General features: G+C 72.5%; 20 protein-coding genes and 1 pseudogene. 12 read left to right on the forward strand and 9 right to left on the reverse strand.

Translation table 11 applies throughout. The annotated features are described in order from the left end of the window. Positions 1-243: 243 nt before the first annotated feature. Together IE317_RS08200 and IE317_RS08205 are read left to right on the forward strand one after the other, a co-directional pair. On the forward strand, positions 244-1,104 hold the full coding sequence (locus tag IE317_RS08200) for an AfsR/SARP family transcriptional regulator (protein WP_191307828.1): 861 nt from the start codon (positions 244-246) through the stop codon (positions 1,102-1,104). Then, positions 1,101-1,690: pseudogene (locus IE317_RS08205) on the forward strand (winged helix-turn-helix transcriptional regulator). Before IE317_RS08200 ends, IE317_RS08205 begins: the two are co-directional and overlap by 4 nt. A 90-nt stretch (positions 1,691-1,780) precedes the next feature. On the opposite strand, the gene IE317_RS08210 reads toward IE317_RS08205, so the two are convergent. Together IE317_RS08210 and IE317_RS08215 are read right to left on the reverse strand one after the other, a co-directional pair. Further along, positions 1,781-3,007, reverse strand: coding sequence for an RNA polymerase sigma factor (locus IE317_RS08210; protein ID WP_191307830.1), 1,227 nt, complete (start codon positions 3,005-3,007; stop codon positions 1,781-1,783). After that, the gene (locus tag IE317_RS08215) at positions 3,004-3,393 is read right to left on the reverse strand and encodes a YciI family protein (RefSeq protein WP_191307832.1); all 390 of its coding nucleotides are present in this window, start codon (positions 3,391-3,393) and stop codon (positions 3,004-3,006) included. Before IE317_RS08215 ends, IE317_RS08210 begins: the two co-directional genes overlap by 4 nt. 133 nt (positions 3,394-3,526) lie before the next feature. On the opposite strand from IE317_RS08215, the gene IE317_RS08220 reads away from it, so the two are divergent. Further along, the gene (locus IE317_RS08220; protein ID WP_191307833.1) at positions 3,527-4,228 is read left to right on the forward strand and encodes a maleylpyruvate isomerase family mycothiol-dependent enzyme; all 702 of its coding nucleotides are present in this window, start codon (positions 3,527-3,529) and stop codon (positions 4,226-4,228) included. Here IE317_RS08220 and IE317_RS08225 read toward each other — a convergent pair whose 3' ends face one another. Continuing rightward, positions 4,229-4,849 carry an L-threonylcarbamoyladenylate synthase gene (locus IE317_RS08225; RefSeq protein ID WP_191307835.1) on the reverse strand — a complete coding sequence of 207 codons (621 nt, stop codon included), beginning with the start codon at positions 4,847-4,849 and terminating at the stop codon, positions 4,229-4,231. A gap of 205 nt (positions 4,850-5,054) precedes the next feature. On the opposite strand from IE317_RS08225, the gene IE317_RS44390 reads away from it, so the two are divergent. Beyond that, positions 5,055-5,309, forward strand: a complete 255-nt coding sequence (locus tag IE317_RS44390; RefSeq protein ID WP_229902542.1) for a DUF899 family protein — start codon at positions 5,055-5,057, stop codon at positions 5,307-5,309. A gap of 476 nt (positions 5,310-5,785) precedes the next feature. After that, the gene (locus tag IE317_RS08235) at positions 5,786-8,134 is read left to right on the forward strand and encodes a sensor histidine kinase (protein ID WP_191307836.1); all 2,349 of its coding nucleotides are present in this window, start codon (positions 5,786-5,788) and stop codon (positions 8,132-8,134) included. A gap of 27 nt (positions 8,135-8,161) precedes the next feature. On the opposite strand, the gene IE317_RS08240 is transcribed toward IE317_RS08235, so the two are convergent. Both IE317_RS08240 and IE317_RS08245 read right to left on the reverse strand, forming a co-directional pair. Next, complete coding sequence (locus IE317_RS08240) at positions 8,162-8,767, reverse strand: response regulator transcription factor (RefSeq protein ID WP_191307838.1); 606 nt, start codon at positions 8,765-8,767, stop codon at positions 8,162-8,164. A 351-nt stretch (positions 8,768-9,118) separates the two neighbouring features. Beyond that, positions 9,119-9,316, reverse strand: a complete 198-nt coding sequence (locus tag IE317_RS08245; RefSeq protein WP_191307840.1) for a hypothetical protein — start codon at positions 9,314-9,316, stop codon at positions 9,119-9,121. 456 nt (positions 9,317-9,772) lie between these two features. On the opposite strand from IE317_RS08245, the gene IE317_RS08250 reads away from it, so the two are divergent. Both IE317_RS08250 and IE317_RS08255 read left to right on the forward strand, forming a co-directional pair. Then, positions 9,773-10,519 (forward strand): helix-turn-helix domain-containing protein, encoded by a 747-nt coding sequence (locus tag IE317_RS08250; RefSeq protein WP_191307841.1) that lies wholly within the window; start codon positions 9,773-9,775, stop codon positions 10,517-10,519. A 174-nt stretch (positions 10,520-10,693) separates the two neighbouring features. Then, positions 10,694-11,299, forward strand: coding sequence for a response regulator transcription factor (locus IE317_RS08255; protein WP_191307843.1), 606 nt, complete (start codon positions 10,694-10,696; stop codon positions 11,297-11,299). Between the two features lie 16 nt (positions 11,300-11,315). On the opposite strand, the gene IE317_RS08260 is transcribed toward IE317_RS08255, so the two are convergent. The 3 genes from IE317_RS08260 to IE317_RS08270 all read right to left on the reverse strand — a co-directional run bounded on the left by IE317_RS08260 (position 11,316) and on the right by IE317_RS08270 (position 16,435). Continuing rightward, complete coding sequence (locus IE317_RS08260) at positions 11,316-12,548, reverse strand: sensor histidine kinase (RefSeq protein ID WP_191307844.1); 1,233 nt, start codon at positions 12,546-12,548, stop codon at positions 11,316-11,318. 107 nt (positions 12,549-12,655) lie between these two features. Then, the gene (locus IE317_RS08265; protein WP_191307846.1) at positions 12,656-14,086 is read right to left on the reverse strand and encodes a SagB/ThcOx family dehydrogenase; all 1,431 of its coding nucleotides are present in this window, start codon (positions 14,084-14,086) and stop codon (positions 12,656-12,658) included. Between the two features lie 51 nt (positions 14,087-14,137). Further along, positions 14,138-16,435 carry a TOMM precursor leader peptide-binding protein gene (locus IE317_RS08270; RefSeq protein WP_191307847.1) on the reverse strand — a complete coding sequence of 766 codons (2,298 nt, stop codon included), beginning with the start codon at positions 16,433-16,435 and terminating at the stop codon, positions 14,138-14,140. Positions 16,436-16,654: 219 nt separating this feature from the next. On the opposite strand from IE317_RS08270, the gene IE317_RS08275 reads away from it, so the two are divergent. From IE317_RS08275 to IE317_RS08285, 3 genes are all read left to right on the forward strand, one after another. After that, positions 16,655-17,344 (forward strand): winged helix-turn-helix transcriptional regulator, encoded by a 690-nt coding sequence (locus tag IE317_RS08275; RefSeq protein ID WP_191307849.1) that lies wholly within the window; start codon positions 16,655-16,657, stop codon positions 17,342-17,344. A 120-nt stretch (positions 17,345-17,464) separates the two neighbouring features. Then, positions 17,465-18,037: a hypothetical protein gene (locus IE317_RS08280; protein WP_191307850.1), complete on the forward strand. Its 573-nt coding sequence runs from the start codon at positions 17,465-17,467 to the stop codon at positions 18,035-18,037. After that, positions 18,001-19,368 carry a copper resistance CopC/CopD family protein gene (locus IE317_RS08285; protein ID WP_229902544.1) on the forward strand — a complete coding sequence of 456 codons (1,368 nt, stop codon included), beginning with the start codon at positions 18,001-18,003 and terminating at the stop codon, positions 19,366-19,368. Before IE317_RS08280 ends, IE317_RS08285 begins: the two co-directional genes overlap by 37 nt. Positions 19,369-19,382: 14 nt before the next feature. Here IE317_RS08285 and IE317_RS08290 read toward each other — a convergent pair whose 3' ends face one another. Beyond that, complete coding sequence (locus IE317_RS08290) at positions 19,383-20,051, reverse strand: maleylpyruvate isomerase family mycothiol-dependent enzyme (protein WP_191307854.1); 669 nt, start codon at positions 20,049-20,051, stop codon at positions 19,383-19,385. Between the two features lie 109 nt (positions 20,052-20,160). Here IE317_RS08290 and IE317_RS08295 point away from each other — a divergent pair, with 109 nt between their 5' ends. Both IE317_RS08295 and IE317_RS08300 read left to right on the forward strand, forming a co-directional pair. Then, a complete protein-coding gene (locus IE317_RS08295) occupies positions 20,161-20,880 on the forward strand; it encodes an MgtC/SapB family protein (protein WP_191307855.1) in 720 nt (239 codons plus the stop codon). Between the two features lie 120 nt (positions 20,881-21,000). Next, on the forward strand, positions 21,001-21,936 hold the full coding sequence (locus tag IE317_RS08300; RefSeq protein WP_191307857.1) for a M protein: 936 nt from the start codon (positions 21,001-21,003) through the stop codon (positions 21,934-21,936). The last annotated feature ends 15 nt before the right edge of the window (positions 21,937-21,951 follow it).

Genomic DNA, 21,951 nt, shown 5'->3' on the forward strand with positions numbered 1-21,951 from the left:
CGGACGGCCAATCCGGCCGGGTCGGGAGTCCGCGGCACGCGGCCGCGAAAAGTGCGGAACGCACGGGTCCGGGCGGAGAAACACAGTTCGACTCTGGTGGGCGGCTCACTGGCCGCACCCCGGCCGCTCTGTCACATTCGAGTGTGGACAGCCGGGGGATCGACGGTACATCGGGAGTACATCGGTCCTGACGCGGCACTACTGGGGAGCCGGCACACGGCTGCACACTGGAGGCGTTCGGCAATGTACTCCGAAACTAGGCTAGCGGCCGGGGCAACCCCGCGGCCACGGGAACCATCCGAAAGTGTCGTCCGCTTCACGGTCCTCGGCCCGCTCGGCCTCCTGCGTGACGGCGTCGACTACGCGCCGACGACACCGAAGGTCCTGCAGCTGCTGGCCTTGCTGGTGGTCCGGCCGGGCCGGCTGGTCCACGCCGACTCGATCATGCAGGAGCTGTGGGCCAGCGACCCGATCCGCACGGTGCGGACCACCCTGCACACCTACGTCTACCATCTGCGGCGGTGCATCCAGCAGAACGGGCTCGCGGAGAACGCCGACGACCTGCTCGTCACCAAGAACCCGGGCTACGTCTTCCGCATCGACCCCGCGCAGGTGGACGTCTTCCGCTTCGACCGGCTGCAGCACGAAGGACAGGTCCTGCAACGGAACGGGCGGCACGACGACGCGGCGGGCCGGTTCCGCGAGGCGCTGGACCTGTGGTCGGGGCCGCCGCTGGCGAACGTCTCTTGTGGACCGGTGCTGCAGTCGTACGTGACCCAGCTGGCCGAGCAGCACCGCACCACGCTGCACCTGCTGGTCGAGGCGGAGATCGCCAGCGGACGGCACCGCGAGCTGATCGGCGAGCTGCGGTCGCTGACCGGGGGCAACCCGCTGGACGAAGCACTGCACGGGCAGCTGATGCGGGTGCTGGGCCGCAGTGGCCGCCGGTCCGACGCGATGGCCGTGTACCGCGACCTGCGCCGCCGGCTCGCCGAGGAGCTGGGCGTCGAGCCGTGCGACGACCTGCAGCTGCTGCACCGCGAGCTCATCTCCGAGGGCGACCACAACCAGTTCCACCCCACCGCACGAAGTGAGGACCGATGACCGCACAAACCCGTACCTATGGCCAGTTCTGCGGAGTGGCCCGCGATGGAGCTCGTCGGTGAGCGGTGGGCACTGCTCACCGTGCGGGACCTCGTGCTCGGCTCGAAGCGGTACACGGAGCTGCAGGCCGGGCTCCCGAAGATCCCGCCGAGCATCCTGCCGGCCCGGCTCAACGAGCTGGAGAAGTCCGGGGTCGTCCGCCGGCGCGTGCGACCCGACCTGGACGCGAGCGTGGTGTACGAGCTCACCGAGTACGGCAGCGAGCTGGACCACGTCCTGCGACGCCGCCGACGGCGTGCAAGCGACGTTCGAGATCCGTTACCACGACACGATGACGTTGCACGCGATGGTCGACGACGGCGCGCTGAAGGTGACGGAGGGCCGCCTCCCGGACGCGGACCTGGTCATCCACGCCGACCGCGGCCGGGTCCTCCTCGACGTGATCGGCGGCCAGACGAGCGCCGCGGAGGCGGTCCGCACGGGCCGCATCGCGATCGACGGCAGGCTGGCCGACCTGGAGCTGTTCGCCCGGCTCTTCCGCATCACCGCGGCACCTTCGCCGCAGGAGGGCATCGTCGTCCACTGAGGACAGTGCCGTGGGCGGCCACCCCCGCGGTGGCCACCCATTAGCCCGTGCCGGGCCGCGGCAACCGCTCGGCCCGGCCACGCGCGCGAGTCACCCCAGCCGATCAGCCCGCCCCAGCAGATAACGCTGCTCGGGCCGGCTCGCGGTCGCCTCCGCCGCGCGGCGGTAGTGGGTTCGGGCGGCTTCGTGGTCGCCGGCCAGTTCCAGCAGGTGGGCCCGGGTCGCGTCGAGGCGGTGGCTCTGCTTCATCCGGCTGTCGTCCGCCAGGGTGGCCAGCAGCTCCAACCCCCGTTCCGGCCCCTCCGCCATCGCGATCGCGATCGCCTGGTTCAGCGTGACCACCGGGCTCGGCGCGAGCTCCTGGAGCACCGCGTAGAGCTGGACGATCTGCGGCCAGTCCGTGGTCTCCGCGCTGGGCGCTTCGTCGTGCAGCGCGGCGATGGCCGCCTGCACCTGGTACGGGCCGACCGGGTGGCGGCCCAGCGTACGGCGGACCAGGCCGGCGCCCTCGGCGATCATCGCCCGATCCCACCGCCCGCGGTCCTGCTCGGCGAGCGGGACCAATTCGCCTTCGGGACCGACCCGCGCAGGCCGGCGTGCGTCCGTCAGGAGCATCAGTGCGAGCAGGCCCGCCACCTCGCCGTCGTCCGGCAGCAGCGCGTGCACCCCGCGGGTCAGGCGGATCGCTTCGCGCGCCAGCTCGGGTGCCTGGAGGTCCGTCCCGGACGTGGCCGCGTAGCCCTCGTTGAAGATCAGGTACAGCACCTGCAGCACGACCCGGAGCCGCTCCGCGCGGTCGGCCGGGTCCGGTTCGCCGAACGTCGAGCCTGCCGCCGCGATGCTCTCCTTCGCCCGCGTGATGCGCCGGGTCATGGTGGCTTCGGGCACGAGGAAGGCCTTGGCGATCTGCGCCGTGGTCAGCCCGCCGACCGCGCGCAGCGTCAGCGCGACCTGCGAGGGCGGGGAGACCGCCGGGTGGCAGCAGAGGAAGAGCAGGGTGAGCGAGTCGTCCTCGTCGGACGGCCGGTCGTCGTCCGGCCCGGGCGCCACCACCGGCTCGCGGACTGCGACGGACTCCTCCCGCCGCCGCCGCGCGCTTTCGCTGCGCCAGTGGTCGGTGAGCCGCCGGGTCGCGACGGCGACGAGCCAGCCATACGGGTTGTCCGGCACGCCGTCGGCGGGCCACTGCTGCGACGCGGCGAGCAGTGCCTCCTGGACGGCGTCTTCGCACGCGTCGAACTGGCCGTACCGACGCACGAGCGCACCGAGCACCTGGGGCACCAGCGGCCGCAGGCGCTCCCCGACGGACGCGCTCACCCGCCGGTGAACCCGGATTCGGTTTCGGCGTCGGCGAAGAACACCACCGGCCGGACCTCGATGCCGAGCCCCTTGATCCCGGCGTCCGGGATCATCGCGGCCACCTCGTAGGCGCGCTCGGGCGAGGCGCACTCGACCAGGTAGAACCCGGCCAGGAACTCCTTCGACTCGATGAACGGCCCGTCGGTCACCGCCGGGACCCCGTCGGTCACCCGGACGACGGCGCTGCGGGCCGGGGCGTCGAGGGCCTGAGTGCTGATCATCTCCCCTGACTCCCGGATCCGGCGGATGAACTCGCCGTGGCCGCTCATCACCTCGTCCCTGTCCTGCTCGGACAGCGCCTCCCAGACGTCGGGGTTCATGTACATCGCCAGCAGGTACTTCACGTGCCCTCCCCGGATCCGGCCTTGCCGGTCCCGAACATAGCCGATCCGGGACCGCAACCCACGAGTCGCCCGCGGCGGCGGCCCGGGAGCAGCATCGACACCTCAGCGCCGATCAGCCACGGAGGCCGCAACCATGTCCGACGTGTACGCCGATCTGGAGGCCGGGGCGGACGCCCTCGCGGACCTGGTGCACGCCCACGCGGGAGCCTTGCCGCTGCCGTCCGCCCGCGCGGTCGCCGCCCACCTCGCCGAACTCACGGTCGTCGCGCGGCGGGTCGTCCTGGCCGTGGAGGGCACCGGGACCGGGACCGCTCCCCGGATCACCGACGCCGGCCTGCTCGGCGACGCCGTGCTCGCCTGGCGTTCGGAACACCGCAAGGCCGTCGAGCTGCTGGCCACCGTGGCCGGGGACGTTCCGTGGCCCGGTGGCCCGCTGCGGCCGTCCCTGCTGGCGGCGGCGCTGCTGACGGTCCTGTTCGCCCGCGGCCAGGACATCGCCGACGTCCTCGGCGCCCGGCTCCCGCGCGACGACGCCATCGGCCACGTCGCCTACTACGGCGTCCGCACCAGCGGCGACGTCTACGCCGGGCACGGCGGGCCGCCCGCCGGGCTGCTCCGGTTCGAGCTGACCGCGCCGTCGGGGACGCTCTGGGAATTCGGCCCCGCCGACGCGGCGGACCGGATCTCCGGCCGTGCCGAAGACTTCTGCCTGCTGTTCACCGGCCGTCGCCCGGCCGCCGGGCTGGCCGTCGAAGCCACCGGGCCGCGCGCCCGCCGATGGCTGGAACTGGTGCAGCAGCACAGAAATCCACTGTGGACGTCCGAATCGGACTGATCAGGCGAAGCGGTCCGGGTCGCCCGCGCCGCGGCGGACGATCTCCGCCTCCCCCGAGGAGAAGTCGACCACCGTGGTCGGCTCGACCCCGCAGTCACCGGAGTCCACGACCGCGTCGAGCACGTGGTCGAGCTCGTCCTTGATCTCCCAGCCCTGCGTCAGCGGTTCCGGCACGTCCGGCAGGAGCAGCGTGCTGGACACCAGCGGTTCGCCCAGTTCGGCCAGCAGCGCCTGGGTGACCACGTGTGCCGGGATGCGGACGCCGACGGTCTTCTTCTTGTCGTGCATCAGCCGCCGCGGCACTTCTTTGGTGGCCGGCAGGATGAACGTGTAGCTGCCCGGCGTCGCCGCCTTGATCGCCCGGAAGACCGCGTTGTCCACGTGCACGAACTGGCCCAGCTGCCCGAAGTCCTGGCAGACCAGCGTGAAGTGGTGCCGCCGGTCGAGCTTGCGGATCGCCCGGATGCGGTCGAGGCCCTCGGGGTTGTCGAGCCGGCACCCGAGCGCGTAACACGAGTCGGTCGGGTAGGCGATCAGCCCGTCGCGCCGCACCAGGTCCGCGATCTGGCCGATGGCGCGCCGCTGGGGGTTGTCCGGGTGCACGTCGAAGTACTTGGCCATGGCCGCGAGCCTAGGGCCCGGCCCGCGGCCGCGCCCGGCGGCCCGCGTCTCCCACCTTGCTCTGCCCGCTCGCGAACCGGTGACCTGGCCGGCGTCCGGGCGCACAATGCGCGGTGGGCACCGGCACACCGTACCCAGGAGGCGATCATGACCGAACTGGCGCTGCCCGGCCTGACCCGGCAGGCCCCACCCCGGGCCACGCCCCGTGCCGGCCGGGGCGTACCGGTTCGCCGGGCCCGCAGGCACGGTCACCCTGGCCGAGTTGTTCGACGGGCATCGACGGCTCGTGGTGCACCACACCGTCCCCGATCGCAGCCGGCCCGCCGCCGTCGCCTCCGCCGAAGAGCTTTCGGCCGCGCTGCAGACCCGGGACACCCGCCTGGTAATCGTTTCCCACGCCCCCTACACGAAGATCGAGCAGTACCGCAGGCACTTCGGGTGGGACCTGCCGGTGTATTAGGCGCTGGACACCGGGTTCGCCGCGGACTTCCCGGCGACGCGCCGCCTCGAGGGCGCCGGCCCCGGCGAGCACGACGACGACGGTCCCGGCCTGAGCTTCTTCCGCCAGGACGGGCGATCCGTGCTGCACACCGGCTCGATCGCGGTGCCGTACCTGGATTTCCTCGCGCTGGCCGGTGTCGCGCGGGGCCGGGGCCGCGGCTGACGAAGTGGACCGGACGTTCGGCCGGAGCCGGACGCACGGCGGCACGGCCACCCTTCGCCGACTGTGCCGATCGTCGCCGATCCGGCCACAGTCACGGCCGAATGGCTTGGTAACAACGGTTACGTGCAGTACAGGGGCGGCCTACTTCGGGCCGGATTGGTAATACGAGCCGACGGGATGAGATAGGATTGGCCGGAAGCATGCAGACCGAGCTCAGCCCGGGTCACCGAACCCACTCCGTGCGACGCCACGACACCGGAGGATCGTTGCGCATGTCTCCGGTCGTCGACTCGAACCGCTCGGGCGCCCTTTCCGTGCCCTGGGGCACGAGCGCGGTCGACCGGCGGCCCAAGCTGGCGACCTACCTCGCCGGCTCGATCATCACCGTGGTCGTCGCCGGCTTCGGGGCCGTGCTGCTCGCCGGCCTCATCCCCCAGTCGGTGAGCCCGGTCGCGGCCGGTTACGCCATCCTCGCGGTCGCGCTGCTCCTCGCCATCCAGCTGCTCCACTTCAGCAGGCCGTCGGTCCGCCTCGACACGAGGACCAGCCGGGTCCTGCTGGTCGTGCTGGCCCTGCTGGGCTACGTGCCGGTCCTCACCTTCGACGCCATGTGGGCGGCGATGCCGGTCTTCTTCGGCGGCGCGGTGGTGCTGGTGCTGCCCGCCCGGTTCGCGTGGCCCCTCTTCGGCCTCAATCTCGCCGCGGTGCTGTGGATCGAGCTGCGCTACGACACTCCGCTGGAGTCGGTTTACACCGTCCTCGGCGTCGCCGTCTACAGCCTGGTCTTCGCCCAGCTTCCTCTGATCGCCCGGATGATCCGCGAGCTGAACCTCGCCCGGACCGAGCTCGCCCGCCGCGCGGTCGCCGAGCAGCGCCTGGCCTTCGCCAGGGACCTGCACGACCTGCTCGGCATAAGCCTCTCGGCCATCGCCCTCAAGGGTGAGCTGGTGCACCGCCTGATGCGCAAGTCGAGCGAGCAGGCGCAGGCCGAGCTGGCCGAGATCACCGCCATCGCGCAGCGCACGCTCTCCGACGTCCGCGCGATGTCCCACGGCTACCGCGTGTCGCTCGAGAAGGAGTTCCGCACCGCCCAGTCGCTGCTGACCGCCTCCGACATCGCCGTGCGGATCCACCTGGACCAGGGCGACCTGCCGGTCCAGGCGCGCACCCTGCTCGCCAAGGTGCTGCAGGAGGGCGTCACCGACGTCCTGCGCCACAGCGACGTCGAACACTGCGAAATCGCAGTCCAGCAGCGGCACGGCCGGGTGTCGCTGGAGATCGTCAACGACGGCGTGGGCCCCGACGACCTGCCCGCGGAGTCCGAGCTGCTCGCCCGGCTGCCGGACGAGGTGGCCGCGCTGGGCGGCACCGTGCGCAGCGGTATCGGCGAGGACGGCCGGTTCCGGCTGCTCGTCGAGCTGCCGCTGCCGGACCGGATCGAGCCGCCGTCCACCGACGACGGCACCCAGCCGGCCGACGCGGAGTCGAGGCGGGTCCGGGTGCTCCTGCCGGTCATCTTCACCCTGTTCGGCCTCATGGCCGTCGTGCACGCGCTCCTGCTGACCACGAACGGCTGGCACATCGCGCTCGTCGCCGGGTCGCTGGCGGCGCTGCTGACCCTGCAGTTCGCCTACTTCAACCGCCCCTCCACCCGGCTGCGCTCGGGCCAGAGCATCGCGATGCTCTTCGTCCAGGCCTGCCTGATCTACCTCCCGATGCTGCCGCTGCAAGGGGACTGGGTGAGCTGGCCGTCGCTGCTCATGGGCTGCGCGCTGCTGGTCCTGCCCCCGGTCGCCGGCTGGCTGGTCTTCGCCGCGAACGCCGGCTTCTACCTCTGGCTCCAGTACGTCGCAGGGCAGGCCGGCGATGACGCCCTCTACGCGGTGGCGTTCTCCGCCGGCACGGTGATGGTCGGGCTCATCGTGTTCGGCATGCTGTGGCTGGTCCGGCTGGTCGCCGAGCTCAACCACAGCCGGCGGCGGCTGGCCGAGACCGCGGTCGCCGAGGAGCGCCTGCGCTTCGGCCGCGACCTGCACGACCTGCTCGGCATGAGCCTCTCGGCGATCGCGCTCAAGAGCGAGCTGACGGCCAGGGTGCTGCCACTGGACCGCGACCGGGCGGCCGAGGAGCTGGTCGAGATCCTGGGCCTGACCAGGCAGGCTCTCTCCGACGTGCGCTCGGTGGCCAGCGGCTACCGAGAGCTGTCCCTGGACAGCGAGTCCCGCTCGGCCCGCTCCGTGCTCGCCGCCGCCGACGTCCGGGTCCGGATGGAGATGCTCCAGGACGAGCTGCCCGCGCCGGTCCGCACGGTACTGGCGGTGGTGCTGCGGGAGGGCATCACGAACGTGCTCCGGCACAGCCGGGTGGAGACCTGCGAGATCGCCCTGCACCGGGTCGACGGCGGAGTCAGCCTCGAGATCGTCAACGACGGCGTCGAGCGGTCCGGCCCGCGCCCGGTCACCCCGGCCGATGCGGCGGAAGACGGAGCCGCGCGGCCCGGCACCGCGTCGGGCAGCGGCATCGGCAACCTGTCCCACCGGGTGGCCGACCTCGGCGGCGAGCTCACCGCCGGTGTGGTGGACGACGGCCGGTTCCGGTTGCGCGCCGTGGTACCCGTCTGAGAGCCGGTTTCCCGGGCGACCGGCGCTTCAGATCCAGCCGGACTCCTGGGCCAGCCGGATCGCGTCCACCCGGTTGCGGGCCCCCAGCTTCGACACCACCGTCGTCAGGTAGTTCCGCACCGTGCCCGCCGACAGGTACAGCCGGGCCGCCACCTCGACCGTCCCGTACCCCTGCGAGGTCAGCCGCAGCACGTCGAGCTCGCGGCCGGTCAGCGGGCAGTCGTCGCTGTCCCAGGCCGCCAGGGCCAGGTCGCCGTCCACCATCCGCCGTCCGGCCGCGACGCCGCGGACCGCGTGGGCCAGCTCGCCCGGCGGCGCGTCCTTCAGCAGGAACCCGCTCACCCGCGCGTCCAGCGCGCGCCTGAGCGTGCCCGGACGGCCCAGGCCGGTGAGGATGAGGGTGCGGCAGCACGGCAGCTGCTCGCGCAGCTCACCGGCCGCGGTGAGGCCGTCCTTGCCCGGCAGGTCGATGTCGATGATGGCGACGTGCGCTTCGCTGGCCCGGGCCGCGGCAAGGATCTCGGTCCCGGAAGCGACTTCGGCCACCACCTCGATGTCGGGCTCCAGCCGCAGCAGCGCCACGAGCGCGCTCCGGACTATGTGCATGTCTTCAGCCACGAGCACTTTGATCACGAGGCGCCTCCGCCTTCACAACTCCCCAGGGCCTCAGTTAAACATTTCCGCGGGACTCCCGGTTGGGCCAAGAGGGTTCACCTCGGAAAATGCACGTAAACCTCGAAGCAATTCGATCCGACCACAACAGGACGCGCTCGGACGACTACCGAAGGTAGAAAAGCCATAGCAAGACGCGCTCGGACGACTACCGAAGGTAGAAAAGCAATAGGTGCATGGTGGGAAATTTTCCCATCGACTGTCGCCAGTGGATGTCAGGCGCACGCCGAGGGAGCCGGCCTCCGGGGCGAATGCACCCGGGAGACCGGCTCCCTCAGGCCCGGACCAGTGCGGACGGCAGCCGGAACGGGCTCACGCGGCGAGTTCCACCTCGCGCAGCGCTTCGATGTTCGTCCCGCAAGTGGAGAAGCACACCCTCGAGTCGACGCGGCTCCCCCATTGTTCGAAACAGTCGATCACGAGACCGGTCTCGATCGAATCGGCGTTTTCGACCTCGACCCCCAGATCGACGAAAAGCGCGCGGACGTCAGCGGAAATACGTGCGGACATTGAGGTCTCCCAGTGGCGAAGTAGAAAGCTTCACGTGCCATAAATAGTCCGCTCGCGTACCGCCGGGAACCAGTGCCCACATCACCGGGCATATGTGTTTTATGCCTGCTCCGTGCAGTGCGGCGACTGCCCCGAATGGAGTATCAGAGGGCAGCAAACGATTGGATAACGCCGTTTCGCTCACTTTTCGCGTTCGCGCCGCCGCGATACGCGACGGGAATGCACGGCCATCCATCGGAGGACATACCCGGCCGGGGCCGCCGGAAACCGCGGTAGGCGGGCCATATGCAAAACGCATGTCCGGCCCGTGCGAAACCCATCCGGAATGGTGCACTGAGCACTTAAGAAGTAGACAGCGTCCGACCTAGAGTTCCTGTCGACAAGCATTCCGCCAGCGGCCACGCGTTTCACAGGGGAACGCGGCCACCGACGCCAGGCGAGGGGAGGAGGGCCACCATGGACGAGGTCGTACGACAGGCCATGGCGCGCGCCATCACGACCATGCGGGACCACCTGGGCGACCGGCTCACCGTCGACGACCTCGCCCGGGCCGCCCTGTTCAGCAAGTTCCACTTCACCCGTGTGTTCCTGCGGGCGACCGGGCTTTCCCCCGGCCGGTTCCTGTCGGCGCTGCGGCTGGCCGAGGCCAAACGGCTGCTCGCGACGACGAGCATCTCCGTGGCCGACATCAGCCACCAGGTCGGCTACAGCAGCGTCGGCACCTTCAGCGCCCGCTTCAGCGGCAGCGTGGGGCTGTCGCCGAGCGGCTACCGGCAGACCAGGGGCCTGCCGCCGCGGATCCCCGAACGCGCTGACCAGGCCCCCTCGGGCAGCACGCTGCGCGGGAACGTCCGCTGCCCGTACGGGACCGCCGGCACCGTATTCGTCGGCTTGTTCCCGGCGAAGATCACCGAAGGCCGTCCCGCGCGGTACGCGATCCTGTCCGGGCCGGGACCGTACGCGCTGGCCGACGTGCCGCCCGGCGCCTGGTACGTCATCGCCCACACCTTCGCCGCCGGCTACGACGACGACCGCGGGCCACGGCCCTACACCGGGCTCGCCGGCCCGGTGCCGGTGCACCGCGGGGTCACCGCCGTGCTGGCCGACGTACGGCTGCGGCCGCGCCACAGCTTCGACCCGCCGGTGCTGCTGGCGCTGCCGGACCTGCGGCCGTCGGCCGTCCGGCGGCCCGTGGCGGTCTGACCGCGTCCGCCGAACCGGGAAGGCGGTCACGCCGGGCTTCCGGCCGGCGATCGCGCGTCGTGGGGACGGCGCCGATCGCCGGCATTCCGGGCGGCGGAAATTGCCTTCCGGCGGGATCCGGTGGCGTACCATTCTCACGGGGAGACGTCCCGCTGGGGGAAGTGAGGTCACACCGTGATCAGAGTTTTGCTGGCCGAGGACATGGATATGGTCCGCGGCGCGCTTGTCGCCTTGCTCAACCTCGAATCCGACATCGAAGTGGTCGCGGAAGTCGATTCCGGCGACGAGATCCTCCCCGCGGCGAAGGCGGCCCATCCGGACGTCGCCGTCATCGACATCGATCTGCCGGGGAAGGACGGTCTGACGGCGGCCACCGAGATCCACGAAAGCCTGCCGGAATGCCACACCCTGATCCTCACCAGCCTCGGCCGGCCGGGCACCGTCCGCCGCGCCCTGGACGCCAAGGTGAACGGCTTCCTGCTGAAGGACGCGCCTTCGGACAAGCTGGCGAACGCGGTCCGCTCGGTGGCCGTCGGCCGCCGCGTCATCGACAGCGAGCTCGCCCTGTCCGCCTGGGAAGCCGACGACTGCCCGCTCACCCCCCGTGAGCTGGAGATCCTTTCGCTGGCCGCCCGCGGCCGCAACGTGGCCGACATCGCCGCGGACCTGTTCCTGTCGCCCGGAACGGTCCGCAACTACCTGGCCGCGTCCGTGACGAAGCTGAACGCGCGCAACCGGGTCCACGCGATCCGGATCGCCACCGAAGCCGAATGGCTGTAACGGCTCCGGACGCCGTTCACCAGGCCGGTGCCCGCAGCGGGACGACCGCGCACAGCCGGTGCGTCCCGTCCGGCCGCACCCCCACCGACAGCTCGCCGCCGAGGGCTTCCACGCGGTAGGCGAGGTTCCGCAGCCCGGAGCCGCGGCTCTCGCCCGCGGGCGGGTCTTCGCCGGCGGGCGGGACCCCGTCGTTGGCCACCTGCAGCCGCACCGCGCCCGCCACCGCCACGACCGAGAAGTCGCACCAGGCGGCCTTGCTGTGCCGGATGACGTTCGTGACGCTCTCGCGCAGGACCGCCGCCAAGGTCGTCGCCACCGGCGACGGCAGGTCGGCGGGCAGCTGCCCGTCGAAGCCGACCGTGATGCCCGCCGCCCGCAGCACCGAGGCGGCGGACCGGCACTCCTCCGCCAGCGACATCTCCCGGGACCCCGCCGCGATCGCCCGGACGTCCGCCAGCGCCTTGCGGGAGATCGTGAGCAGTTCGGCCAGCTCGGCCTGCGCGGCCTGCGGGCGGTCGTCGACCAGGCGCCGGATCAGCTCCGCCCTGAGCGTGATCGCCGAGAGGCTCAGGCCGAGCAGGTCGTGGGTGTCCCGGGAGAACCGGCGGCGTTCCTCGGCGACCACCTGGGCGGCCACCTGGGCGGCGAACTCCCGCCTGCCGTCCTCGTCCGGGGCGGCCGCCCCGGCGAGCCACGCCAGCCCGAAAACCGCGAAGGCCGTCACCGCGGTGAGCAACGCGGCTCGCAGGCCGTCCGCGACGGCCGCCGGCCCGGCGGCCCGCACGGCCAGTGCCCCGGCCCCGGCCGTCACGAGCACCAGCACCGGGACGGCGACGCGCGGCCGGGCCACCAGCGGCAGGCTGCCCAGGAAGAAACAGCTGAACACGGCCCATGCCGCGCCGAACTCCAGCACCGGGGCCAGGCCCAGCAAGGCCTGCAGCGCCAGCGCGGTGCCACGGAACTGGGTCCGCCCGCGCCCGAACGCGGCCAGGTGGACCAGGACCAGCGTCCCGCCGCACCCGCAGGCGGCCAGGACCACCGCCTCCTGCAGCGCGGTGAGGAGACAGAGCAGCCCGATGGCGACGCAGCCGCCGGCGTGCGCGAACCGGCCCGGCCGCGGCGGGAACGGGCGGCCCGCCGGACCGTCCACGGCCCCGGGCCGCGCGGGTCCCGCCCGCGGGACGAAGCCACGACGGACCCGGCGCTTTCCGGGCCCGGCCGGACCGGCCGGTTTCGCTGCCGAAACCACCGCTGCGCCTCCCCAGTACCCCAGTTGCCCCCTCGCGGAATCTCCCCAGACGTCCGCCCGGCAAATCTAACAGCCGGAACCGCGATCCGGGCGTTCCCGCCGCAGGCTCACCCGGGCAAGTTCAGGACACATTCGCCGACGCTGACCTCGGCGGGCCACCTCAGCTTCAGCGCCCGGTCGACGCGGTCGCCGGCGTCCACGGGCACGGCGTGCGCGGTCAGCCCCATGGCCTTCGCGGCGAGGGAGAACACCTGCTGCAGCGCCCCGACGTGGAGCAGGGTCGTGGCGTACGCCGCCCCGCCGAGGACCCAGGCGATCCGCGACATGCGGGCCGTCATCGTCAGCAGGACCGACGGCCGGGCGTGGCCGCCCGCGGCGACCATCGCCATGTCCAGCAGGCTGTCCAGGACCGGGAGGTCGTCGTTGATCAGGGTGAGCGTGTGCCACAGCGGGTCGTAGTGGTAGATCCCGCGGGTCAGGTCGTCGCAGCGGTTGATGCCGACGTAGATCTCGAGCTCGTACAGGCAGGCGACGCTGAAGTACGGCCGTTGCGACGCCTCGTGCGCCGGGCCGCCGGGCAGGTGCGCCGGGCCGACCGAGCGGACCCGGGCCGCCCGGAACAGGAACTCGCCGATCTGCCGCGCCGGCAGGGCGCGCTCGCTGAGCTCCGGGCCGATGTGGTCGCGCTCAAGCAGGCTGGTCAGCGTCGGGTCCCTGGCCGCCAGCACGGCCGGGTCCGGCCGGTACAGCGGGAACGTCGGCCCCGCGGTGACCTGCTTGACCACGGGCGGCTCGCGCATCTCGCGAGCCGCGTCCGGATCCGGCGCCGCCCCCTTCTGCCAGGTTCGGCTGCGGGTGTGGAACAGCAGGTCGCCCGGCGACCAGACACTGAGGTCGGGCCCGCCGGACTCGGCGAACCCGCCGTCGGGCCGGGCGAGCAGTACCACCCCGGCGGCGACCAGGAAGGACAGGACGTCGGCCACGACGGCCGAGGGCACCCCGGCCGTCCCGGCCAGCTCGTCGACCGTTCTCGGCGCGGCCAGCGACGACGCGATCACCACGGCGGGCGAGCTGGACAAGGCGACCTTGTACCGCGCTCCCGCCGACTCGGCGAGCAGCGTGCCACCGTCGGCGCGCAGCGAGGTGAACCGCGAGAGCCGGACGCGCCGCGCCGCCGGCAGCGGGCCGACCGGGAACGCGGGGTTCTGCGTCACCGGGATCGCCGACAGCAGCGGCCCCTGGCCGTCGTTGAGCGCGAGGGAGTGCACCACCGAACCGGAGAGCCGGGTGAGCACCTTCCGCAGCGACACCCGCGACTCGTCCTGGCCGTCCACGGCCAGGTTGGCCATGGTCACCGGGCCGAGCGCCATCCGGTCGAGCGACGCGCGGACTTCCTCGGGCGTGCCGGGGAACTCGTACTCCCCCCACCACGTGACGGCGACGAGCGTCCCGTCGTCCGCGGCTTCGAGCAGGGTGTCCTCGGTCAGGGACAGCAACCGGATCGTTTCGGCGCGTCCCTCCGGGCTGTCGGGGGTCAACGGGTGCTCCTACGCGAGGGGTGAAGTGCTCTTCCGGGACACTCCAGGGTGCTAGAGGAAGATGGGGAACGGATTGAGCCGCTCGTACGGCGTCGGCTCGGCGAGCCTGCCCAGCCGCACCGGAACATCGAACAGTCGTCCGGGCGCGTAGCGGGCCCAGAACGGCCGCAGCTCCGGCGCGAGCACCTTGACCACCGGGATCCCCACGTCGGGCCGGGTCTGGTCGAGCACGAGCAGTTCCGTGCCGGCCGCCGCCAGCGTCCGGCCCAGCGCCACCACGTCGTCGCGCACGTCCGGGCGGTGGACGAACCGGAAGTCCGCCGGGACGCGCATCCGCACACCCGCGGCGGGCCGGAGGTACGGCTGGTTGGCGACCGTCGCGTACCGGAGCCAGCGGGCCGCGTCCGGGTCGTCGAGCTCGTGTCCGAAGTGGAGCACGTCGGGGATCATCTGGTTCAGCTCGGTGACCGCGCGGCGGAGGGCGATCCGCGGGTCGAGGTGGGCCCCGAAGCCGAAGATGACGTGCTCGTGCGGCCCGTCGGTGCGCCGCGAGAGCGCCACGACCACCGGGACGCCGAGGTCCGACGTCACGTCGAGCGCCCACAGCTCGCGGCCGATGCCCGCGTAGCCGCCGATCATCTCCTCCAGCCACGGGTCGCCGAAGGACGCGAGATCCACCCCCGGCACCGGCGTCCGGTTGTACCACCACAACGCGACGGCGTCCCGTTCGACGAGCTCCAGGGTGCCTTGCAGGATGGCGTCCTCGAGGCTGCTGCCGGCCGCCGCGCCGTTGGAGTCCGGGCGCAGGCCGCGGATCCCGCAGCCGATGGGCGCGCCGTAGTACAGGAACCCGGTCGGCAGGAGGCGGCGCCGGCCCGCCAGCGTCCACACCGGGGTCCAGTCGATCACGGCCGAGGTGTCGAAGGGCGCGCCGACGTGCTGGAACAGTCCGTGCGCCGCGTTCCAGGCCGCGCGCTCCCGGTACTGCCGCTCGGCGAACAGCATGCAGTCGTTGGGGTGGACCGCCTCCGCGCCGAGGTCGTCGAACGAGGCCCGGATCCGCAGTTCGTCACCCTGGAAGTTGCCGGAGAAGCGCTCCGCCGCTTCGCAGAGCGCGCCGACCTCGGCGTCGAGGGGACTGACGCCCTTGCCGCCGTTCTCCCCGCGCAGCCCGGCCTGCAGCCCGACGACGCCGGTGAGGGCGCGGGCGACGTTCGTCCCCGACCGGTAGGCGTTGACGAACGGCGGCGCCGCCGGGTCGGGCCGGATCGCCTTCACGATCCCGGTGACCGGGCTGACGAGGTGCCGGTACCGCTCGAGCATCTGGGCCGGCGTCGCGGTGCGGTGCCCCCCGCCGGCCGAGGTGGCCTTCCGGGCCTCCCGCAGCTCGATCGGCCGGGCGGACCGCTGGGTCACGAGCGTGGCGTCCCCGCAGCCGGGGCACTGCGGGCGGCGGCGCAGCTCGTGCAGCTCGCCCTGCAGGCTGAGGGTGTCGAGCACCCAGACGCTCTCCTGGCCGCGGTGGCGGTAGCCGGCCAGCCACTTGCTGGCCTCCAGCGCCACCAGGTGGGCCGCCGCCGCGGTGAGCGGCGGCAGCGCGGCGGCGGGGTGGCGCGCGGGGCCGACGTGACCGAGGACCTCCTGGGCGCACGCTTCGGCGTGCCGGTGGGCCCACAGCCGGTTGGTCAGGCACAGCCAGCACGCCGACTCGTGCGGCCGCAGCACCGGCCCGATCCAGACCTGGGCGCCGAACGGGCGCGCCAGCAGCCACGGCCGTCCGGTGCGGCGGTGCTCGGCGTCGACCTCGCCCAGCCGCGGGTCGAGGTAGTCGGTGCACAGCACCACGCTCAGGTCGGGCTCGCCGGTCCCGCCGACGACGTCGAGGGCCGCGCCCGCCAGCGCCTGCTCGACGGGCCGCGTGTCGACGTCCTCGCCGACCGCGATCAGCCGGACGCTACCGCGGGTGTCGCCGGCCGCGACCTCGCCGGCGTCGATGCCGCACGCGTCCCAGTAGGCGAGCTCCCGTTCGTCGGCCCCGGGCCCGGCCGCCTCGCGCACGGCCACCAGGCCCGCCTCGACGAGCTGGGCAACCAGCGCCGCGACCTCCTCGGGCGCCATCCCGTCCGGCCGCGCACCGAGCACGTCGGCCAGTTCCCACGTCCCGTCCAGCAGCGGCGCGAGCGATTCGATGCGGGCGCCCCGCATCGCGATGACCCCGCGTTCGGAGAACAGGTAGGCGCCGTTGCCGTTGCTGACCTCGGCGCGCAGGTGCCGTTTGAAGCCGAGCACGCGGCCGCGCGCGTGCGACGTCGACGGGTGGAAGGCGGGCTGCACGGCCGATCCGCTCATTTCAACTCCCTGCCGCCGGTGCGCACAATCCGAGAAACCGGATTCTTCTCCGGCGGCGGACCTGCGGCCAGTGCGCGGCACACCTGCCCGGGATGCGAAACACACGGCACTTCCCGTGGAATCCACAGCGAAGGCATGCACACCGCACTGGCCCGGCGGCCGAGCGGGTCGTCAACCTGGATCCCGAGCGTCCGATGCGACCCACAGTGAGGACCGAGTATGACGACCACACGCACCTACGGACAGTTCTGCGGCCTGGCGCGTGCTCTCGAAATCATCGGCGAGCGGTGGTCCATGCTCGTCATCCGCGACCTGATCCTCGGCCCGAAGCGCTTCACGGACCTGCAGCGAGGCCTGCCCCGCATCCCGGCGAGCATCCTGTCGTCCCGGCTCAACGAGCTGGAGCAGGGCGGCGTCGTCCGCCGCCGCGTCCTGCCGCAGCTCGACGCCGGCCTGGTCTACGAGCTCACCGAGTACGGCAGCGAACTGGACCACATCCTGCTGGACCTCGGGCTGTGGGGCGCGCGCTCGCTCGGCTACCCGAAGGGCGACGACGTCTTCACCACCGACGCCGCCATCCTCTCGCTCTACACGACGTTCCAGGAGGAAGCCGCGCGCGGCGTGCACGTGGCGTACGTGCTGCGCCACAGCGACTCGCTGATCATCCACGCCATGATCGACGACGGAACGCTGAAGGTGAGCAGCGGCGACCACCCCTCGGCGGACATCGTCATCGAGCCGCAGGGGCCGGTGCTGATCGACCTGGTCAACGGCAACCTGACCGCGGCCGAGGCGATGGCGTCCGGCCGGGTGAAGATCGAAGGCGCGTTCGCGCACCTGGAGCTGTTCACCAAGCTGTTCCGGATCCCCCCGAAGCCGGAACTCTCCGACGGCCTCACCCTGCACTGAGCCGCCCCGGGGTGCGGCCGGCCGACCCGGCGAAATGGGCAATCCGGAGTAACGGAGCGGGCCGCCGGGAGGTTTATCGTCGGAAAGCCGAGATTCGGTCCTTCGAGAAGGGGCACTTGCATGTCGACCTCCGAGTTCGTTCGGCCGGCCGGCTTCCTGGGGACGCTCAACGGGAAGTACCACAACCGCGCCCTCGCCGTGTTCATGGTGATCGTGGTGGCCCACTGGGCCGAGCACATCGTCCAAGCCGTGCAGATCTACGGGCTCGGGTGGCCCACCTCGCGGGCGCGGGGAGTGCTCGGGATGCCGTTCCCGTGGCTCATTTCGCAGGAGTGGCTGCACTACGGCTACGCGCTCGTGATGCTGGTGTTCCTGTGGATCCTGCGGTACGGCTTCGCCGGCCGGTCGCGGCAGTGGTGGAACCTCGCGCTCGCCATCCAGTTCTGGCACCACATCGAGCACCTGCTGCTGTTCATCCAGGCGCAGTCGGGCTGGCGGCTGGCCGGGCAGAAGGTGCCCACGAGCATCATCCAGCTGCTCGTGCCGCGGGTGGAGCTGCACCTGTTCTACAACACGATCGTCACCATCCCGATGATCGTCGCGGTCGTCCTGCACCGGCGTGCCTCGGTCGCCGAGCACGAGCTGAGCGGCTGTGTATGCGGGCTGCCGAAGGCCGCCCTCGCCGCGTCGTGAAGCGAGCGCTGGCCCTGCTGGCCTTCCTCACCGGCTGGCTGGTGCTCGGCGCCGTTCCGGCTTCGGCCCACGTCGAGATCGTCTCGTCGGCCCCGGGGGACGGCGCCCGCCTGAGCGCGGCGCCGCCCCTGGTGTCGGTCACCCTTTCGGAGAACCTCGGGATCCAGCCCGGGTCGATCAAGGTCGTCGACCTCGCGGGCACGCGGGCCGACACCGGGCCGGTGTTCCAGCCCGGCGACGTCGCCGAGCAGCTCGCGGTGCGGCTGAAGCCGGGCCTGCCGGACGGCAGCTACCTGGTCGAATACGCCTTCGTCTCGGCCGACTCCCACCCGGTGCGCGGCACCTTCGCGTTCGTGGTGGGCACCGGGCCGCTGGTGACGTCGGCCGGCGCGGTGTCGGCGGCGACCGGCACCGACGCGGCCGTCGACGCCGTGTCGACGGGCGCGCGCTGGCTGGCCTACCTCGGAGTCGTGCTGCTCGGCGGGCTGGCGTTCGTGGTGCTGTGCCGTCCGGCGGCCCGCGCCGACCCCCGTGCCCGGCGGCTGCTGCGCTGGGGCGCCGGCCTCGTCGCGGCGACGACCGTCGCGGCGTTCGTGCTGCAGGGCCCGTACGCGGCCGGGCGGAACCTCGAAGCGGTGTTCGACACCCGGCTGCTGGCGGACACCCTGCGCGTCGCCTACGGGAAGCTGCTGCTGCTCCGGCTGGCCGCGGTGGCCGTGCTGGCGCTCCTGCTGCCCCGGCTGCTGCGGCCGGACCTGCCGGAGCGGCTGCGCTCCCGCTACGAGAACCTGGCCGTGGTGACCGGCTTCCTCGTGCTGCTGACGTTCTCGGCCACCGGCCACCCGGTCACCGACCCGATCATGTTCGTCTCGGTCTCGGCGGACCTGGTGCACTTCGGCGCGATCGCCGTCTGGGCGGGCGGCCTGACCCAGCTGGCCCTGTGCCTCCACCGCCCGGCAGCCGACGAGGACCTGGTTCCCGTGGCGACGCGCTTTTCCCGCATCGCGAGCGGAGCGGTGACGGCCATCGCGCTCAGCGGCGCCGTGCTGGCGCTGCGCATCATGCCGTCGCTGCCGTCCCTCTGGACGACCCGGTTCGGCCTGCTGGTCCTGCTGAAGATCGCGGGCTTCGCGGTGCTGCTGGCGGTGGCGAGCCGCTCCCGCCGGGCGGTGCGCCGGAGCCTGACCCCGGCGGCACCGTCGGAAGGCGCGACGAAGACGGTGACGGCGGACCTGCGCCGCCTGCGCCAGGCAGTGGTGGTGGAGGTGCTGCTCAGCATCGTGGTGCTGGCCCTGGCCGCCCTCCTGACGGTCACCCCGCCGTCCGGCTGAGCCCCCGCCGCCCGTCAGACACCCGGCTGGGCGGGCGGCGCGAACGGCCCCCAGCCGAACGCGGGCAGCCACGGCTCGGGCGCCGTGCTCCAGGCCAGGGCCGCGAGCTGGGCAAGGGACCGTCGTCCGGCCAGGGAGCGGTAGAGGTCGTGGGTGGGCGCGGTCACCGTCGCCGCCGGACGGCCATCACCTGCCGTCCACTCCGCACCCGACGTCGTGCACAGCCGCAGCGACGGCAACCGGCGTGCCGTGATCGAGCCGGACAGTCCGCTGACCAGCACTTCGAAGCTCGGCGCCTCGGCCGCGTGGTCCTCCGGCGGCGCGACGCCGAGGGCCGCGCACAGGTCCAGCTCGTGGGTGTAGGCGTCCATCACCATCACCGCGCCACTGCGCCCGCCCGCGTCCTCGAGCCGCCGGTCGAGCTCCTCGCCGACGTCGTCCCAGTGGTCGAGCAGCTCCGGCACCGCCACGGCCCCGGCCGGCGACACCGGGCCGCCGCCGTGGCGCGCCAGGACCCGCCCGGCGATCGCCGTGAGGTGGCCGAGCAGGTCCGTGACAGTCCACTCCGGACACGCCGGGACCCGGTGGAACCACGCGCCGGGCCGTCCCCTGAGCAGGTCGCGGACGCCGCGGCGCACGGCGCGGTAGGCCACGAAGTCCGGAACCGGCAGGCTCGCTGTCACGAGTCCTCCTCGCCTGGCACGATCGGGGGCGTCCGGCCCAGTATGCCCAGGTGACGGCGCCGCGGTTCTCCCCGCTTGCCGGCCACCGGAAACCCTGGAGGTCACGAACTTGCCCACCCTGTGGTCCACGCCGGCGCAGTGGAGCCTGCTGCCGCCGGTCCTGCTCGCACTCGTGCTGAGCGTCGCCATCGGGCTCGAACGCGAGGCCGGCATGAAGGCCGCCGGGCTGCGGACGCACAGCCTGGTCGGCGTCGGCTCGGCCGTGTTCATGCTGGTGTCGAAGTACGGCTTCGCCGATCTGCTCGGCTTCGAGCACGTCTCGCTCGACCCGTCGCGGATCGCCGCCCAGATCGTTTCCGGCATCGGCTTCATCGGCGGCGGGCTGATCTTCGTCCGCCGGGACGCGGTGCGCGGGCTGACCACGGCGGCGACGATCTGGCTGACCGCCGCGGTCGGCACGGCGTGCGGGGCCGGGCTGCCGGTGCTCGCGGCCGGCACGACGATCGGGCATTTCGTGGTGACCCGGGGCTTCCCGCCGCTGCAGCGGTTCGTGGCCCGGCACCGCCGGGAACCACCGGTGGTCCGGCTGAGCTACCTCGACGGCCACGGCGTGCTGCGCGCGGCGCTGGCCGTGTGCACCGGGCGCGGGTGGGTGGTGCACCACGTCGAGGTCGACCACGAATCCGTTTCCGAAGAGGGGCAACGGATCGCGGTCGTGACGCTGCGCCTGGACGGCCGCGGTGATCTCTACGACCTGGCCGCCGAACTGGCCGAGCTGCCCGCCGTCCGGAGCACGTCCACCGGTCTCGGAGAACCGCTCGACGAATGATCGGCCGCCCGGGCAGCGCGCGGAGGCGGGTTTGCGGCACACTGGGGTGCACACGGAAATCCCCGGTGCCGCAAGGAAAACGTGCGGCCCAGGAGAAACCATCCAATTCGGAGGTGAGGCATGGCCCCCGGCGGCGGCGAGGACGTGGCCAACACGCAGCCCGGATTCGACCTGGCGTGGCGCGGTTTTCACCGCGCCCAGGTCGCGGAGTACGTCGCGTGGGCCGAGGCCGAGATCCGCAGACTCACCGCGGAGCGGGACTCCGCGCGGCGCCGCGGGACCGCGCTCGCCGAGGAGAACCACGAGCTGCGTGTCAAGATCGACCGGATCAGCATGACCCCGATCCCCGCGGACGCCCTGCAGGAGCGCTCCCGCCGGATGATCGAGCTGACCCGCGAGGAAGCGGCCGAAATCACCGCGGCGGCAACGGAAACCGCGGAGCGGATCCGCCGGGAGGCCGAGGCGGAGGCCGTCCGGCTCACGGAGAAGGAACGCCGGCTGGTCGCCGAGGCGGAGGCCGAACGCGAGCGGCAGCGCGCCGAGCACGAGGAACTCCTGCGCGCGGCCGAGCAGCGTCGCAAGGAACTCGACGAGGCCGCGGCACACCGCCGTGCCCAGCTGGAAGAGGACCACACCCGCGCGATGACGGTGCGCCGCGCCGACGCGATGCGCGAGCTGGCCGAGCAGTCTGCGGCCGCCCGAGCGAAGGCCGACCAGCTGGTCGCCGAAGCGCGGCAACACGGCGAAACCCTGGTCACGACCGCGGAAACCGAGCTGGCCGCGGCCCGGGAGAAGGCCGAGAAGCTGGTCACCGACGCGACCAAGCACGGCGAATCCCTGGTCGAGGCGGCGCAACGCGAGGTCACGGCCCTCGCGGAGGTCCGCGACAAGCTCAAGGCGAGCCTGACGGGCTGCCGGGCGTTGCTGGCCGACGCGGCCGTCGCCCTCGACGACCGTCCCGCGTCGTTCGACCCGGAAGCCACCCTGCCGATGTCGAAAAGAGTGCCGATCCAGCGCCGGTCACCGGCGGACGACCTCACTGACGCGGTAGGTTGACCTGCGCCGCGGCAT

Source organism: Amycolatopsis bullii, assembly GCF_014654205.1.
GTDB classification, from domain to species: Bacteria; Actinomycetota; Actinomycetes; order Mycobacteriales; family Pseudonocardiaceae; genus Amycolatopsis; species Amycolatopsis plumensis.

What these genes read in the sequence shown, in the direction of transcription:
- IE317_RS08220 (WP_191307833.1), top strand. Translation starts at nt 3,527, where the DNA reads ATGTCCGACGTGTACGCCGATCTGGAGGCCGGGGCGGACGCCCTCGCG.
- IE317_RS08270 (WP_191307847.1), bottom strand. Translation starts at nt 16,435, where the DNA reads ATGAGCGGATCGGCCGTGCAGCCCGCCTTCCACCCGTCGACGTCGCAC.
- IE317_RS08225 (WP_191307835.1), bottom strand. Translation starts at nt 4,849, where the DNA reads ATGGCCAAGTACTTCGACGTGCACCCGGACAACCCCCAGCGGCGCGCC.
- IE317_RS08275 (WP_191307849.1), top strand. Translation starts at nt 16,655, where the DNA reads ATGACGACCACACGCACCTACGGACAGTTCTGCGGCCTGGCGCGTGCT.
- IE317_RS08280 (WP_191307850.1), top strand. Translation starts at nt 17,465, where the DNA reads ATGTCGACCTCCGAGTTCGTTCGGCCGGCCGGCTTCCTGGGGACGCTC.
- IE317_RS08300 (WP_191307857.1), top strand. Translation starts at nt 21,001, where the DNA reads ATGGCCCCCGGCGGCGGCGAGGACGTGGCCAACACGCAGCCCGGATTC.
- IE317_RS08245 (WP_191307840.1), bottom strand. Translation starts at nt 9,316, where the DNA reads ATGTCCGCACGTATTTCCGCTGACGTCCGCGCGCTTTTCGTCGATCTG.
- IE317_RS08235 (WP_191307836.1), top strand. Translation starts at nt 5,786, where the DNA reads ATGTCTCCGGTCGTCGACTCGAACCGCTCGGGCGCCCTTTCCGTGCCC.
- IE317_RS08250 (WP_191307841.1), top strand. Translation starts at nt 9,773, where the DNA reads ATGGACGAGGTCGTACGACAGGCCATGGCGCGCGCCATCACGACCATG.
- IE317_RS08285 (WP_229902544.1), top strand. Translation starts at nt 18,001, where the DNA reads ATGCGGGCTGCCGAAGGCCGCCCTCGCCGCGTCGTGAAGCGAGCGCTG.
- IE317_RS08200 (WP_191307828.1), top strand. Translation starts at nt 244, where the DNA reads ATGTACTCCGAAACTAGGCTAGCGGCCGGGGCAACCCCGCGGCCACGG.